A 15,315-nucleotide genomic window follows, 5' to 3' on the forward strand; every position below is an offset into this window, starting at 1 on the left:
CATAGGATATTCATCCCGATCATATCCCTTTTTCGTTGGAACATTTGCTAAAGACTGTTTTCTCCTTTCAGCGGCTCCATCCCGATCAATTGTACAAATATCTGTATTGCCATTTGCAATCGCATCTTTAATATGTGCCGCGGTTTCTGGATACTTATTTGACGGAAATTCTATAACTTGTGCAATATCTTGTGATCCACTTGTTTGTTTTGCAGGATTTGAATTTTGAATCGCTGAACATCCTGTAAATAACAACCCTACCGTTAAAAAGCTACTTATAATCCCTTTGAATTTCATTATACTCCCCCTTTTTATTCCTTGTTTATCAAGTTCCCGCGTTCCTCTTGTTCTATTTTTCTCTCTAGATAACGTAGACCTACTTTAAGTAAAATCCAAAACATTCCAAATAATAATACTACAATAATGATATTTTTGAATTTTCCAAACATCAATTCTAAAGCAAGTTTGGGATTTGAAACTGCTAAAATATTCATAGTTGCAATGTCTGCAATTGCATATGCAATTGCAAAAATAAATGCACTAAATATAATTAGCAGTAATAAACCATTCACAATCCTACGCATGAATATCACCATTCCATTTCAGTTTTTGTTGTTCAAAATAATCCACCAACTAAAAAGCTACCTATAATCCCTTTAAATTTCATTCCTGGTTTATTTAAGCGCTTTGGGTTTCTTGAACAAGAATATTAATAAAGCACTAATGCTCAAAATCCAAACAACTACCTTCCCAAAATTCAATAAATAACTTGTTTTATTTTGTATTTGACTAAGCATATTTGTTGAAACAGTAGTTTCAGTATAAAAATCCAGTGAAAATAAATATGCCATAGCTTCTGTTAACCCCATGTGTGCTTGTGCTGGAATTATCCAAAATACCATTGGTGCTACAAAAAATATAATGGTCCAAACTACAGCTCCAAAATCAAATTCTTTAATATTATAAAAAGGACGTTCAACAAACTTCATATTGGCCTTCTCCTTTTCGATTTTTATTATTCAAAAATTACTAATTCAACATTCGAACAAACCCTACATTCTCAATATATTCAAAACCTCGTTGTTTCAAATCATATTCGATTTCTTCTCTATTTTTTTTACCTTCAAATTCATGCATCAATTCGAATTCACATACCGGCACAAATCCTTCTTGTTCTTTAAACATAGTATTGAGTATTTCTAACTCTATTTTTGATAAATTGCTTTTATTTAATAATTTATCTGTAAGCTCTAATGTTAACAATTTATGAAATTCTAATTTTTCTTCACTTGCTCTAGGTATTCTTATATTCTCTGTTAACATCCATTTTAAAGCATCTTCCATGACTTCAAATTTTTCAATTAGAAATTTAATTTCACCATCTGATAATTTTCTGGTATCTTCTATAGGGAATTTAGGTTTTAATGTAGGTTTAAATATTTTATTAAAAATTTTCACTTCTATCCCCTCTTTCATATTCTTAATTTTATAAGAAACACTGTCTCTTCAAATACCGATTTCATTTCAAATCCCGAACGTTCACTGGATCCCAAAGTCTATTTTATTCGTTTTTTCAATAGCAGTTTTATTACTGTTTTATAATCTCACAAAAAGATGCCTTATCATACCCGCCTTCTTCAAAGTAGACTCTTGTTCCGCCTGCACCTTTACTAATGATCTCCTTCACTGTTTTATCTTTCTCAGATAACCAACTACGCACAACACTACCTATTTTCCCTTTTTTTCCGTTACTATCTGTAAAAGATTTGCGAATCATTTTTTACCCACTCCTTTTTTCATGAAAGTACCGATTTTGTTTCATTTTTATACTTTTTATGGAATTCATTAGTGATATATCCATTAATTGAAATAGCAATCACAAAATACGTCAAAAATTTAAATTCAGTATACAATCCAACAATTAAATTCCCAATAATAAGTACAAAGAAAGAAATAAAGGAAATCACAAAAGCATATTCGGATTTCTTTGATTTTTTTGTTTCTCTAATATTTCTCATAACATCCCATCCTTATTTACTTCCGCTTCACTTGAAAATTCATGTGCGCATTCAGCTGATTAAATCTTGGTATTTATCAGAAAATTTAAAGTGAACTTTACCATTCTCACGTTTACATTCACACCAATCACTGTTCCATTTAGCTTGTAAAGTTGCAATTAGACTTGGTTTAGGATTTGCATAATGGGTTTCACAATAATTTAATATTTCCTCTACAGTCGTCCACTTCTTATGTTTATGGTAGCGTAAAAATGCTTTGATGTTTTCAATCATAATTGAATAATCAGTAGTGCCCTCTCCCCCTTTAACACCACCAATTTGTGTTTCATGATAGCTCTTAATAAAGCTTCTTATCGGTTTAAAACCTTTCTTTTTTAACTCATTAGGAATGCGATTATATCTTGCGGGGATAGATATATATGCAATTATGTCATCGGAGAATCTGTCTTTTCCTATTTCAAGTAATCCAAGTTTATTTTGCTCTAAGATTTTTTTCACACATCTAGGTATATGTCCTTTCCGTTGAGGAATTGCAATATAGACATAGTGGCCATAATTCAACCTGTCTAACGCTTGATCTATCAATTTGAAGCTTAATGTCGTCTTTAATTCAACAACAATGTCACAGGCACCATGTAACCCTAATACATCACACCCTAAAACTTCCCCATATACATTTGAACAGCCATTTTCAATTAAAAATGATTTTACAGGTGCATATAAATCTGATTCCTTTAGCTTTTTCATTAGTTACCTACCTTTCATTGTAGAATAACAATTTCATAAAAAACATTCTTAATCTTATTTCTTGATGTTCTCTATTACCTAGTTTACAAATACTGTCTTATAGCTTTTCTCTTTCCTTCCCCCATGCTTATTTCCACATTTCGGGCAATACGGACCATCATTTTTCTTTTTACAATCTCTTACGTCCCCTCTTGGCAACGGAAAAACAAATTGACACATCTCACAGGTGAATTTTTTCTTTGGTAAAGCATTTAGCAAAAAATTAATCACTATATCCACCACAAACAATATCCCCCTTTTCGTTCTTACAACGTAAAGTCTTCCATTGTCTTTCGAATCTCATCGGCTTCTACACCGATGTATTGTAACGTTTGTCCTTGAGTCGCATGACCAAATAGTTTCATCAAATAGTACACGTCTTTCTTTCTCTGGTAATAGTGATACCCAAACGTTTTTCTCATACTATGCGTTCCCCATTGTTCTGAATCAATACCGCAAGCCTCAGCAGCCTTATGCAAGAAAGTATGAGCCATTTGTCTTGTAATGGGTTTATCTCCTTGACGACTTGGGAAAAGCCAATCAGAATCAGCACGATTACTTGTGTATTTCGCAATTTCTTGTTGTAAGACTGAATTGAAATACACTTCTACGGTTGTATCTGTTTTTTCCATTTTAATTTTCATGACATCTTTTCCGCGAACATCTTTTACACGTAATCGTAAAATGTCACTGATACGTAAACCTGTATTAATTCCAAAGTAAAATAAAAAGTAATTTCGATATGAGGAATTTTGTAATAACCAATCTTTCATTTCTTCAATTTTTTCTAATGAACGAATCGGCTCTTTTGCTCCAGGTTTTCGTCCTCCTTTCGCCATAAAACACGACCTCCTAATTCGATGCTGTTATCTATAATATGTAAAACTTACTTTAACTATAACTATTTTTTGTTAAACTGACAATCTTTTTCTTTTTATTTTATAGCGAAAAAAACCAGTAATACCATAGAAAAACGCATGATATCACTGGTTCTTATGAGCTTAACATTTTGTATGTTTTATAAAACCTATTTATCTTTCTAATCTTTAAATACATTCCAAAAAGTGTACCTGTTAGAATAACAAAGTAATCCATTTATTAGATGTTTCTGAGAATGGTTAATGATATTATTAATTGTATATAATAGAGTAAATAGATTGATAGATAAGAAAAGGGTTTTATTATTTTTTTAGATATTAAAATGACAATTTACAATTTTTACTTTGATAAATCATTACATGATAGCACTATTATATATAAGGACATGGCTCTAAATATATACAGGGGCCCAAAACTATTTGCTTTTAGAGGGCTTCTAGATATTTAAATAGGAAAAAGAACAATCGTATCAAGAACGATATCTATTAAAAATCAATTTAAATAGATATACAAACTCAAAAAAGGTCAAGAATTTAAAGGTACTAAGATTAATAAGAAAAATTTGGTTTTAAATCACTTGATTCAAACATACTAAATGTTTACAGTGTATAATCATTATAGGAACTTAAAAAGTGAGGAGGGATAGTATGCAATTCTACAAGATATTAAGACAAAGGGAAATGAAGAAAGAATCTTTTTGCAACTTACTTGATATGCAAAAGTATGATTATGTTAAAGGGAATTATCCGAATTCTTTCGCAATAAAATATAATCCTGATACATTTAACCAGTTGCTTAATAATAGTCTGACATTCAGAGAGTACCAGAGCAGATCTATCCAACAATTATTTGTTACAAATCAAAAGTTCCTCGCTATTTTAAACTATATTAATTTGTTTAATATGAAAATGGCAGATTGCTTATTTGTTGAAGACCCTAATAGTTTGTATTTGGAGGAATATGATGAATTGTCCTCGGAAAGTGTTGAAGATGTAGTCGGTAGATATGGCTTTAATATAAAAGAAATTACATTTATTACAAATAATAGTAAAAGAAAAATAGTTCTTCAGAAAAATGGGGTAATTGGAATAGACAACGGGCTGACGGAGTCTGAGTATTCCAAATTACTAAAACTTATTGATACTCTAAATTTTGGACTAAAGGTAATTGACACATGAAAAAAGCTCTCAATGAATTCATAAAATCAATCATAAAATTCACTGTAACTTTTGTAATAACACTTTTTACTGCTATTATTTCTTCAAATAATACAAATATCGTATATGATTTTCTAAATCAACATGGATATTCCGATCCTACAACACAAAAAGTTATTTTGAGCGGTATAATTGCTGTTGTTGTTGGAATTATACAATCATTACTTGGGTTGCTTTATAAAACATTATTATGGAGTATTAAAAAATATTTTGAGCGGTTGACAGTGAATATAAATTTTAAAATCAAAAATAGAAATAAAGAATTAATTAAATTTAAACCAGTAGGTAGAGAATACCAAGAAGAACAAGTCGATATTGAGCTAGAAATTGTCCCAGCTGGTAAACTTTCAATGTTTATATTAAAACTGTTAGGATTGCAGATAGAGATTTTCTTTAATCCGCAGATAATTGATGTCACTTTAGTAAATGATAAAGAATGGCTCAATGAAAACGCGAGTACTAGAGTCAATGAGAAACAAACAATTTGTATTAGTCTTTTAGAAAATTACCGTTTAGGAGGACTTTCTATGAAATCTTTTATTATGACAGAGAGTATAGTTATTCTTCCTAAACGGGTTAAAAGAGATACTGCTCATATAGATTTTAAACTCACGTCAGTTGTGGGAAGTAAGATAAGTAGTGCATTATGTGATTCTAATATAAAAGAGTTAAATATTGAATGTGAAGGAGGTAAATAGATGACAAAAATATATTCTAATATTTTTTTAGTAAATAATATTAATAGCTTATCTTCTTTGGATGAAGTGTTTAGAAGACAACATAGCGAGTTACTAACTCATGTGAAAAAAGATGAAAATCAGGTTGCTGGTATGTGTGATTCTGAAAAAAATTTCATTTATTCTTGGAAAGAGATAGGTCAATTAGAAGAAATGAGATTACCCCAAATTAATGGTAATAACAATTCTATAGAGGAAATTATTTTTTATCAGAAGGCAATTGCTAATATAGAGTACTCAAAAAAAAAGCGAAAAGATAGTAAAGGGAATTTTCTACCAAAAGTTGATAGAGTAAATGATTTAGATATTGAGTCATTGTTTTTTGAAAAAGGGAATAAAGTGTATGTACTCATTCTTACGCCAAATGATTACCATATTAGTAGGTTTAAAAAGCTGATTGGTGAAGACATTATTTCCCTCACAAATACTGACTACTCTCTTGAACCTGATATATTTAACTGGTTATTTTATGTTTATACGGAACGTGATGGAACATTAAACGATGACACGAAATTAGAAAATATTAGTGGTTTTGTGGGAAATGTAACTGATGACGCCAATGTTTTTACAGGAGCATCTTACCAGACGACAGAACTAATAGCGACTAAAGCATTTATAAGTAATGGTGGAGAACTAAAAAAAATAACACTTAGAGTTAGAGACACAGATATAGATATTACTTGTATGGTTAATGAAAATTCTACAGTTGTAATAAGTTGTAATCCATCAGAAAAATTAAGAATAATGGATAACATGGATAAGGCAACTTTCCTATTATTGTATTTATATGGTTACTTAATCCTTAGGTTAAAACAATTGTATATGAATGAATCTGATAAATTTATCAAAGAAGATAATCCCAAATTTTCAAAGAAAATTGGGATTGATGTAATTAAATCAATTATTGAAAAAAATAATATTTTATTGAAAGATCTCGAGTCATTTTTGCTAGAAGTCTCATGTGAACAAGAGCACAGTTAATAATTATGTTCACTTAATCAAAATGACAGGTTCTTTTGCAGAGATTCTTAACAAATAAATATTTAGCTTGAGGGCAATTAAATCTCATGTAATTATCAATAATTTTTACAATTCATAGTACGTTGAAAAGCCACAGCTTGGTCGCAAACTGTGGCTTTTCTTATATAACATGAATGGATTCTATTTTTATTGACATATGTGCTTTTTGCACTTGAAAATTATGTGAATTTTAAAAAAAGTAAATGTAGGTAAATAGAGAAAAATGATGCATTCTTATAGAATGGTGTATATCCATATTGAAGAAAAATTTATAGGTTAAAGATATATATAGGAAAACACAATTAAATATCGTAAAGATAATCCATGTATCATCCGTTCTTTTGAAAGTGTCGAAAATGTCAATTAGTATGTAATTTTTATATAACAAAGAAAAAAACGTAATGGCTGCGTAGTAAAATAAAATTGTTTTACTAATAATAAATATAAAATTTGAGAATAATGACTGGATAATTTATAGTTGTTGACCTATAGAATAGAATATAAAATATTGCATAAAGGTGAAATCAGATTCTTCCCTTGGAACTGTCCAAATTCAATGTTTCAATTAATTAATTTTTCAATGTAATCAACCAAACAGAGTACTTATTACTAAGCTTCACCCTTGATAAATTAACTGGATGGTTAGCATAATAAGGGATTCAGGCTAACCTTATATATCCTTCTTTAAGCCAACTGTTTACTATGTAATTAATGTGACCATAACAACTTTTTTCAATTAAAAAAGTTCTAGAGGCCAGAACTTTACGGTTTAAACTATTTCCTTTGCCCCTGGTTACAGTCACGCTGGTACTGGGACTTTTAGGGGGGAATAAGAATATGTTATTTAGATGTTATACCCAATGTCAAAAATCTAGAGTTTTTCATTTCAAAAATACAACTTATACTTATTTGAAACGCGTCAATTACAATGTATATGTTTTGACACGTTTATTTTAAAAAGAAATTAAAATCCTTTATTTATAAGGGTTTTGTTATTATTACATTATATTTATTATTATATATTTATTATGTGTTTTTTAGACTAAAAAATACGTACTGAAATTTTCATGTTAATTAGACTACATGGTTGTAAGAAAGGATTGTTGGTAGAATGGTATTTACAGATTTAGAACGCTCTTTACAACAGGGGGTTCTCACTGATATTCGAGGAATTGTTCGTACGCTTCTTCAAGATATGGACTATGTTGTTGTAGAGGAAGATAAATCTATTATTACGGATGCGTTTGTTGAGCAAGTAATTGTCTATTTAGAAAAAACACGTTTTTTTCAGAAGTGGATAGAAGTGGATTTTTCTACTGTTGAGCTAACGGAGCTATTGCAACAGATGGAATACTCTATGCGGAGAAGAAAGTCTACCTTAAGACAGCGGAACTATTTTAACAGTTTACTATATGATTTAAGTCTGCGAGAAGATATTCCAAAGGATTATTTATGTATGAAAAAGAGACTATTGCAATTGGAGCATCTGAAGGAACAGCAGAAAAAGGAAAAACTTCAAAATTCGGTCTCTACGAAATAAATTAAAGTATGAAAAATTTCTTGGAGGAAAACGTTTGGACGCGCAATAGAAATACCAGAGAATATAAAACAGAGTGAATTAAATCAGTTATTTAGTAAGATATATCGGAAGCAATGTAAGATACAAAGAGGAAATGGGGAGAATTTTGAGGAATAATATAGTTATAAGAATATAGATACTTAGATGAAGCCCGTACATATATAAAACATTGGTGGAACAAATAGATGATATTAGGATATAAAAAACGTTCATCCAAAAGGGGGAAGAGATTATGCCGAAAGCTTTCTATATGGATATTGAGTATTATGAGAGACCTGCAGATATATTGCGGATGCTTGGACATCCTATGCGTTTGATGATCGTTCGAGAATTAATTTCGAAAGGACCATTAAATGTATCCGAGTTACAGAAGTTACTACGTGTTCCACAATCTACAATGTCACAGCAGTTAATAAAGTTAAAACAGTTTAAGATCGTTTCCTATGAGCGAAAAGGAAATGAGGTTTATTATATAGTGAGTGACGAAAAAGTGATTGAGAGCATGAAGAGAATAGAAGGTTTGCAACAGTGGACGTAAGAAGAACTGGAGAATATTTCTACAGATTGAGATAAACTTTTTTATAGTATATATGATTTTAAAATAATGTAAACGATTACGCGATATGTGGAATATTCTATTTGTAAAAAAGGAGGGTATGCTTATGAAAGCAACAGGTATTGTACGAAAAGTAGATAATTTGGGACGAATTGTAATACCAAAAGAAACAAGAAAAACTTTACAGGTGGAAACAGGCGATGCTTTAGAATTTTTTGTAGAGGAAGATGCGATTGTTCTACAAAAATATACACCTCATGGTACGTGTCCTATCACAGGAGAAATATCTTCAAGGAATGTAAAACTAGTAGGTGGAAAGCTGACGTTGAGTCCAGAGGGTCTAAAACAACTGTTAGCTGAACTAGAACAATACAAAGTGACTGTATGAGAAGAATAGGAGGAGAACTCATTGGAAACGAAATTACAATCATTTCAAAAGGATAGAGGTAAGAACATACTCTTTTCACAGGAACACTTATTACAAGAAGCGTTTCAAAAGAAGAAGGATATCACGTTAATTCTGTTAAAAGGACTACATATAAAAGGAATAATAACAGGATATGATACTTTTTCTATTTTAATAGAATATGAGGGGAAACAACAGCTTGTATATAAACATGCAATCTCCACGATTCGATTCTAAAATAAAACAGTAGCATGAAATCCTTGAAAGTCATGCTACTGTTAAAGAAATATTATTTAGCTTTTACAGCTTCTTTTAATGCTTTCCCCGCTTTAAAGGCAGGTGTTTTCCCCGCAGGGATTGTAAGAGCTTCACCAGTATGCGGATTGCGTCCTTCACGGGCAGCACGTTCTCTTACTTCGAATGTGCCGAAGCCAAGTAACTGTACATGTTCCCCATTTTGTAGTGCATGTTGAATGGATTCAAACACTGCATCTACAGCAAGACTTGCTTGCGGTTTTGTTAGTTCGGATTGTATTGCGACTTGTTTTATTAATTCTGATTTGTTCATAAGGCACCTCTTATTATAAATGTATACTTGTATTATTATAAAGATGTAAATGAAATGGCGCAAGATAGCTTATAAGATAGATATAGACAAAACATTGATTGATGAGGTGTTTCTTCTATAAGTGATATTTCGTACTCACACTATATAACAGGGAGTAAATCCCAGATTTACAGGTGTTACAGATTTTAAAACAGTCCACTTTTGAAGAAATATAAGATATGAACAAAGTAGTCGATATGGTATAAGGAAAATGGTGAAGAATTGAAATATTGCATAGTATATGATGATTCCTCTTATTTGACGAATTATCTAGAGTTCAAATAATTCACTACGTATGCATTATTTTCTTAAAATAGATAAAATACCTATTTTTTGAGATAAATTCGAAAAGCGGACGTCCCTATTCCTTTCTAACGAAAGAAAATGAACAGGAGAATACATTTTATGTGAAAACCGTTAAACGCTACATAGCATTAAATAAAAACATTTAACGTAACATGTATGCAGAATTATATGTATGTTTAGCTGTTGGGCACAGGTTTCAACTCACAAAAACCCTATATTATCAATATTAATAATTGTTTAAAAATCGTTATAACTATATATAAATATATTATTAGGTGGAGGTTGTGAAATACAAATGAATACAATTACTATAGAGGACATCTATCAGGAGATATTAGATGGAAAAAGAAATAGATTTCCACGAAATACTTGGAATTTAGATGAAAATAATGAAATGGCTAAGAGAGTAACAAGGTATTTAGTAACAAACATTTTAAATTGGAACGAGGAAGAGATAAAACAGAATTGGAATAACGCAGTAATTGCGAAGTATCGATTACGTGGCGTATTAAAGCATAAATATGACAATAGTCCATATGCGATGATTAATGATCTATATCCGAATCAATTTAAAGAATGGGAATTTAGAATGACGCCGTTAAATTTTTGGACGAAAGAAAAGGCCTTACAATTATTAAAATGGATAATTGAAGAAGAGGAGAAATTATCACCCAAAAAATTCTTGCAAATTTATGGGCAAAAATGGTTAAATGAGCGGCGACTAAGTGCACCTTTAAGGTTGCTCTGGGATGGAAGCCCGTATGCGATGATTAATGATTTATATCCAAATCGGTTTAAAGAATGGGAATTTACTAAGGCTCCTAATAAATTTTGGACGAAAGAAAAAGCGTTACAAGCACTGAAATGGACTATTGAAGAAAAAGAAAAATTAAATCCGGATCAGTTGAAGAATATATACGAAAATAAATGGCTAACTCAATTAGGATTGAGAGGAGCCTGTCAATTATATTGGAATGATAGTCCATATGCAATGATTAATGATTTATATCCGAATCAATTTAAAGAATGGGAATTTAAGATGACACCTAGTGGCTTTTGGACGAGAGAGAAAGCGCTAGATGCATTACAGTGGACAATTGAAGAAAAAGAAAAGCTGACAGATAATCAATTATTACAGCAATACACAATGAAGTGGCTAAAAGGGCATAGACTATGGACACCAGTAGTAAGATACTGGAATGGAAGTCCATACGCAATGATTAATGATTTATATCCAAATAAATATTTGAAAAGTTCATTCAGAGGATATATAAATAAATCTTAATATTATTAAACATCATTTAATTGACATGAAAACTCGAATCATAAAGAATTTTGTTGTAAAGTTTTTTAAATGAAACTACATTCTAGAAAAAGTCGTACGGAAAGACATAAATGAGATATTTTAAAGGGAAACAGTTCAAGCAAGATATTATTTTAATAGCTGTCGGCTACTACTGTCATTTTTCTTTAACTTATCGTGATGTCTCTGAAATTTTAAAAGAACATGGAATCTCAATTCACCCAACAACTATCATGCGCTAGGTTCATGAATACGGAAACCTTAGCTATCAAATTTGGAAGAAAAAAATACAATTATCTTGGAATTTGGATGAGACCTATATAAACGAAAACAAAATTTACAACAGCACTGATAATATTATAGCTAGAAAGCGTTGATATTCTTTTAACTTACTTTTTTTCCATAAATATTACTCCGATTTGAAATATGAAAATAAGACTTCTAAAATGTTAGGTCTTAGAAGTCTTAGATTTTCCATATATGGGTCTTGTAATATTACCTTTCTTGTCCTTCTGTTTGATTCGCTTGGAACTCCATTTTCAGCGCAATACTATCTCCCTGGAACATATTCTGGTCCATTTTATTGTCTTCAAAGATAAACTTTATCCAGAACCAATCCATCTTACCCGCCTTTAATCCACCCGTCTCTGCCCATTTTGAAAGGAATATTTTATGGGACGTGACTTCCGGATTTTGTGATTTTAATTCTGCAAGAGTTGTTTCGTATACAGGACTTTTAGCTGGATCCCAATCCCAAAGAAATTGTACTTTAATATGTTTGCCGAAATCGTCTTCCTGATTATCTTGTTTTAAATCGTTCACGGTATAATCTACTTTCATTAGAACATCTTTAATATCTAACGTACCACTATTTTTTAAATTGAATTTCTTTAAAATTTTATCCCCAGGTTTTAAATTATCTAAATTAAGAGAAGTGGTAGGCTGCATAGCAAGATCTAATGTCCCCGCGGCTAATGTGTTATTCGTCACAACTTGATCACTAAAATACGCATATGTCCCCCCGCCAATTAAAGATAAACCAAGAGCGGCTGAAACCACTCCCATACCTAATTTCTTTTTCAAAGACATGTTTTATTCCTCCCTATAGTATTTTTCCCTATTAAATCAAAAACCTTTCCTCATACAGGTGTAACATAAATTTGAATTTTTTTATTAATCATAAGATACACCTATATTGAGAAAATTACAGGAATATTCTTTATGTATTAGGTTCGCGTGTCCGTCGACATAAGAAGCTTTATTCCCCCAATTATCAAAAAATCTTATTCTTTCTAAATAAGTTAAATAGAAAGAGCGACGAAGTAACCGATAAAAAAGAGACTAAAAAAATATTTCGTAGTCTCCTTTTTGATTTTACTTATTGAACCATAGCAGATACGATTACAGTAAATTCAGAGGTAGCATTCTTAGGGTTAGCAATATAAAGAGATCTTTTTGATATAACACTTGTCCGATTGCCACTTAATACACCAGAGAAATGAGTAGGATCCGTTGCAGCGGACTTATCTTCCATTACATTAAAGCTAATAAAGTCCGGATCTCCGCCTCCTATAACCTCCCATTTCAAATATTTTGTTCCTGCTGGAAGATTCTCAGTACTAAAGTTGCCACTTGAACGATTTTTCTGTCCTGGTTGTGGCTCTTTACCTGATCTTACTCTTGCAATCTCTACTGTCGCTTTTGTTTCCATATCCATTCCCCATTTCATAAAAAATATATTTTGAATCAGGTTACTACAGTAACCTAACTAAAATATACAATTTGTAGAAAAAAATGGGTATTGAGAAATATTAAAGCTTCTTTATTCATAAATTAAAGCATATATGTTTATTCCAACTAATGATGTCGCATTTCGAACATTATCAATGTACATTTCTTTATTTTGTACTACTTCAGTTCGATTTTCGTGTAAAACATCACTAAAAATAAGATCATCTATGTCCCAAAATTTATCTTCCATTACGTCAAAAAGAATATCATCTAAATCACCACTACCTGCTAATTCCCATTTCAAAAACCTTGTGCCTTCGGGTAAATTTACAGTGCTAAATAATTGACCTGGATATATAGTTGCTACCAATTGCCTCTTTTTTATCTTCATGTTCATTAGCCCCTTTTCCAATAAGCATCATTTACTAAAATATATATTTTTTAGAGGTATTTAGGTATTGATAAAATCTACAGAATACTTATTTATTGGTGAATGCGAAAACATAAAGATAGTTAAAAAAATTACTTTATTAGGCTGAGATTTTTTAGCCGTTTAAAAAGGTATACCTTTATAAACAGCAAAAGAACATCTATGAAACATTGAAATATCAAGTTTATAAAGGTGATGTAAACATTTTTATAAACGTTTAGTTTTAATGAATACCTTTATAAACGAAAATGGTATAATTAAGGTAACAAATGTAAGGAGGATACCAAATGTGGCGAATGTTTATGGATATATACGAGTAAGTACAAAAGATCAAAATGAACAACGTCAATTACATAAAATGATGGAACGTGGGGTGGAGGCTCGGCGCATTTTTGTCGATAAAGCAAGTGGACGACATTTTAATCGTCCTCAATATCAATTATTACGAAAAATATTGAGTACAGGTGATATTGTTTACATAGATGCTTTAGATCGTATGGGCCGCAATTATGATGAGGTAATTTCAGAATGGAAGTACATAACAAGAGAATTACAAGCTGATATTGTTGTTTTAGAAAATGAAACACTGTTTGATAGTCGAAAGTTTCGTGAGATGGGGGATATGGGCCGTTTAATGGAAGACCAATTTTTATCTTTGCTTTCCTATGTTGCGGATCAAGAGCGTAAAAAAATTCGCCAGCGACAAGCGGAGGGGATTGCTGTAGCAAAATCTCAAGGAAAACACTTAGGCCGTCCTCAGGTAAACCTTTCGACGCTAAGCAAACTACAATTAAATATAATAGAAGAAACTTATTCAAAGTGGAAGAGTGGAGAAATAACTGCTGTTATGTTTATGGAAATGTTAGAGCTAAAGAAAAACACGTTTTATAAAATAATGAAGGAATATGAAGAAACCAAATAAAACATATTAGCCGAATATCCTTTAGAGTAGGAAATTCGGCTAATTTTATGTCGAATTCTGCTTAACTTATATTTTCGTTATAATGTGGACGGTACCCCATAAACTAATCATCACTTAGTAAGGAAAGTAATAAAAATGCCCTTTTTTAATGAAGATGAAGATTAATATGTAATACTGTCCTATATCCATAATATGTGCTTGCATTACTAAAAAGGGCCAAGTTAATAAGAACAAAGAGCAGTTAGCAAAAGCTAACTTCCTAACAGGTTCTTCAAAAAATAATAGAAAAAAAGATTAACTACGAATCGAATTAAAAAATAAAATTGCAGGGCATGTTTAAATTTTATTTTAAAAGATGTAAAAACCTAAACTATACATGCAATATTTTACTTTCCCTGTTAAGCTATAATGGTAAGATAGTGCATTTTGTATAAGCATATTTTTAAGGAAGGTAGGTACATATTTTTGGATAACAATAATACAGGAAACTCCACAATGATTATTTATATATGTCTAGGCATGAGCCTAGGATCGGCTTTTGGATTGCTTATTAATAATCTTGCTTTAGGGATAATACTTGGTATGGCTATTGGTTTTGGTGTTTTTAAATTACGTCAAAAACAATAAATTAATTAAAATATATAACATAAAACATTTGATTTCTATAAAAAGATAACTTAAATACATAATAAAAGAGCTTGCTTTGAAAAACCACTCAAAGTAGGCTCTTTTATTTACTTTCAATTAGGTTATTCAATCAACAATAGTGTATATATAGAAGGATTTTTATTTATGTATTATTAGCCATACAATACTAA

The 15,315-nt window shown here is 30.8% G+C and carries 21 protein-coding genes and 2 pseudogenes; 11 read left to right on the forward strand and 12 right to left on the reverse strand.

Annotated features, from left to right (window positions below):
* From RT27_RS07135 to RT27_RS07175, 8 genes are all read right to left on the reverse strand, one after another.
* Positions 1 to 297 (reverse strand): sporulation protein (locus RT27_RS07135; RefSeq protein ID WP_043935692.1); only part of this gene is annotated, 297 nt, incomplete at its 3' end.
* A gap of 14 nt (positions 298 to 311) precedes the next feature.
* Positions 312 to 584, reverse strand: a complete 273-nt coding sequence (locus RT27_RS07140) for a hypothetical protein (RefSeq protein ID WP_052497731.1) — start codon at positions 582 to 584, stop codon at positions 312 to 314.
* A 90-nt stretch (positions 585 to 674) separates the two neighbouring features.
* Positions 675 to 989, reverse strand: coding sequence for a hypothetical protein (locus RT27_RS07145; protein ID WP_043935695.1), 315 nt, complete (start codon positions 987 to 989; stop codon positions 675 to 677).
* A gap of 40 nt (positions 990 to 1,029) precedes the next feature.
* Positions 1,030 to 1,458 (reverse strand): hypothetical protein, encoded by a 429-nt coding sequence (locus RT27_RS07150; RefSeq protein WP_043935697.1) that lies wholly within the window; start codon positions 1,456 to 1,458, stop codon positions 1,030 to 1,032.
* A gap of 130 nt (positions 1,459 to 1,588) precedes the next feature.
* Complete coding sequence (locus RT27_RS07155) at positions 1,589 to 1,777, reverse strand: hypothetical protein (RefSeq protein WP_043935698.1); 189 nt, start codon at positions 1,775 to 1,777, stop codon at positions 1,589 to 1,591.
* Positions 1,778 to 1,796: 19 nt separating this feature from the next.
* Positions 1,797 to 2,018, reverse strand: coding sequence for a hypothetical protein (locus tag RT27_RS07160; protein ID WP_043935699.1), 222 nt, complete (start codon positions 2,016 to 2,018; stop codon positions 1,797 to 1,799).
* A gap of 51 nt (positions 2,019 to 2,069) precedes the next feature.
* On the reverse strand, positions 2,070 to 2,765 hold the full coding sequence (locus tag RT27_RS07165; protein WP_043935701.1) for a hypothetical protein: 696 nt from the start codon (positions 2,763 to 2,765) through the stop codon (positions 2,070 to 2,072).
* A gap of 305 nt (positions 2,766 to 3,070) precedes the next feature.
* Entirely contained in the window at positions 3,071 to 3,643 is a 573-nt protein-coding gene (locus RT27_RS07175; protein WP_043935703.1) for a tyrosine-type recombinase/integrase, read from the reverse strand.
* A 687-nt stretch (positions 3,644 to 4,330) separates the two neighbouring features.
* Here RT27_RS07175 and RT27_RS07180 point away from each other — a divergent pair.
* From RT27_RS07180 to hfq, 7 genes and pseudogenes are all read left to right on the forward strand, one after another.
* The gene (locus tag RT27_RS07180; RefSeq protein WP_001161077.1) at positions 4,331 to 4,861 is read left to right on the forward strand and encodes a hypothetical protein; all 531 of its coding nucleotides are present in this window, start codon (positions 4,331 to 4,333) and stop codon (positions 4,859 to 4,861) included.
* Complete coding sequence (locus RT27_RS07185; protein WP_000709857.1) at positions 4,858 to 5,598, forward strand: hypothetical protein; 741 nt, start codon at positions 4,858 to 4,860, stop codon at positions 5,596 to 5,598. Before RT27_RS07180 ends, RT27_RS07185 begins: the two co-directional genes overlap by 4 nt.
* Positions 5,599 to 6,618 carry a hypothetical protein gene (locus RT27_RS07190; RefSeq protein WP_000161854.1) on the forward strand — a complete coding sequence of 340 codons (1,020 nt, stop codon included), beginning with the start codon at positions 5,599 to 5,601 and terminating at the stop codon, positions 6,616 to 6,618.
* 1,150 nt (positions 6,619 to 7,768) lie between these two features.
* Positions 7,769 to 8,353: pseudogene (locus tag RT27_RS07195) on the forward strand (hypothetical protein).
* Between the two features lie 115 nt (positions 8,354 to 8,468).
* Entirely contained in the window at positions 8,469 to 8,774 is a 306-nt protein-coding gene (locus RT27_RS07200; RefSeq protein WP_001123514.1) for a metalloregulator ArsR/SmtB family transcription factor, read from the forward strand.
* 124 nt (positions 8,775 to 8,898) lie between these two features.
* Positions 8,899 to 9,180 carry an AbrB/MazE/SpoVT family DNA-binding domain-containing protein gene (locus RT27_RS07205; RefSeq protein ID WP_043935706.1) on the forward strand — a complete coding sequence of 94 codons (282 nt, stop codon included), beginning with the start codon at positions 8,899 to 8,901 and terminating at the stop codon, positions 9,178 to 9,180.
* A gap of 21 nt (positions 9,181 to 9,201) precedes the next feature.
* Positions 9,202 to 9,435, forward strand: coding sequence for an RNA chaperone Hfq (gene hfq / locus RT27_RS07210; protein ID WP_000448533.1), 234 nt, complete (start codon positions 9,202 to 9,204; stop codon positions 9,433 to 9,435).
* 52 nt (positions 9,436 to 9,487) lie between these two features.
* On the opposite strand, the gene RT27_RS07215 is transcribed toward hfq, so the two are convergent.
* Complete coding sequence (locus RT27_RS07215; RefSeq protein ID WP_001043042.1) at positions 9,488 to 9,766, reverse strand: HU family DNA-binding protein; 279 nt, start codon at positions 9,764 to 9,766, stop codon at positions 9,488 to 9,490.
* 634 nt (positions 9,767 to 10,400) lie between these two features.
* Here RT27_RS07215 and RT27_RS07220 point away from each other — a divergent pair.
* Both RT27_RS07220 and RT27_RS32960 read left to right on the forward strand, forming a co-directional pair.
* Complete coding sequence (locus tag RT27_RS07220) at positions 10,401 to 11,396, forward strand: DUF4046 domain-containing protein (protein ID WP_043935708.1); 996 nt, start codon at positions 10,401 to 10,403, stop codon at positions 11,394 to 11,396.
* 110 nt (positions 11,397 to 11,506) lie between these two features.
* Positions 11,507 to 11,737, forward strand: a pseudogene (locus tag RT27_RS32960) (IS6 family transposase); the annotation flags it as partial.
* 172 nt (positions 11,738 to 11,909) lie between these two features.
* On the opposite strand, the gene RT27_RS07225 reads toward RT27_RS32960, so the two are convergent.
* From RT27_RS07225 to RT27_RS07235, 3 genes are all read right to left on the reverse strand, one after another.
* Positions 11,910 to 12,503 carry a TasA family protein gene (locus RT27_RS07225; RefSeq protein ID WP_043935709.1) on the reverse strand — a complete coding sequence of 198 codons (594 nt, stop codon included), beginning with the start codon at positions 12,501 to 12,503 and terminating at the stop codon, positions 11,910 to 11,912.
* Between the two features lie 289 nt (positions 12,504 to 12,792).
* Positions 12,793 to 13,125, reverse strand: a complete 333-nt coding sequence (locus RT27_RS07230; protein ID WP_000448097.1) for a hypothetical protein — start codon at positions 13,123 to 13,125, stop codon at positions 12,793 to 12,795.
* A 111-nt stretch (positions 13,126 to 13,236) separates the two neighbouring features.
* Complete coding sequence (locus RT27_RS07235; RefSeq protein WP_043935710.1) at positions 13,237 to 13,536, reverse strand: hypothetical protein; 300 nt, start codon at positions 13,534 to 13,536, stop codon at positions 13,237 to 13,239.
* 328 nt (positions 13,537 to 13,864) lie between these two features.
* On the opposite strand from RT27_RS07235, the gene RT27_RS07240 reads away from it, so the two are divergent.
* Positions 13,865 to 14,497 carry a recombinase family protein gene (locus RT27_RS07240; protein ID WP_043935711.1) on the forward strand — a complete coding sequence of 211 codons (633 nt, stop codon included), beginning with the start codon at positions 13,865 to 13,867 and terminating at the stop codon, positions 14,495 to 14,497.
* Positions 14,498 to 14,992: 495 nt separating this feature from the next.
* Positions 14,993 to 15,124, forward strand: coding sequence for a hypothetical protein (locus RT27_RS36075; RefSeq protein WP_255292214.1), 132 nt, complete (start codon positions 14,993 to 14,995; stop codon positions 15,122 to 15,124).
* Positions 15,125 to 15,315: the final 191 nt, after the last annotated feature.

It is taken from the genome of Bacillus sp. L_1B0_5 (genome assembly GCF_000836715.1).
GTDB lineage: Bacteria > Bacillota > Bacilli > Bacillales > Bacillaceae_G > Bacillus_A > Bacillus_A thuringiensis_S.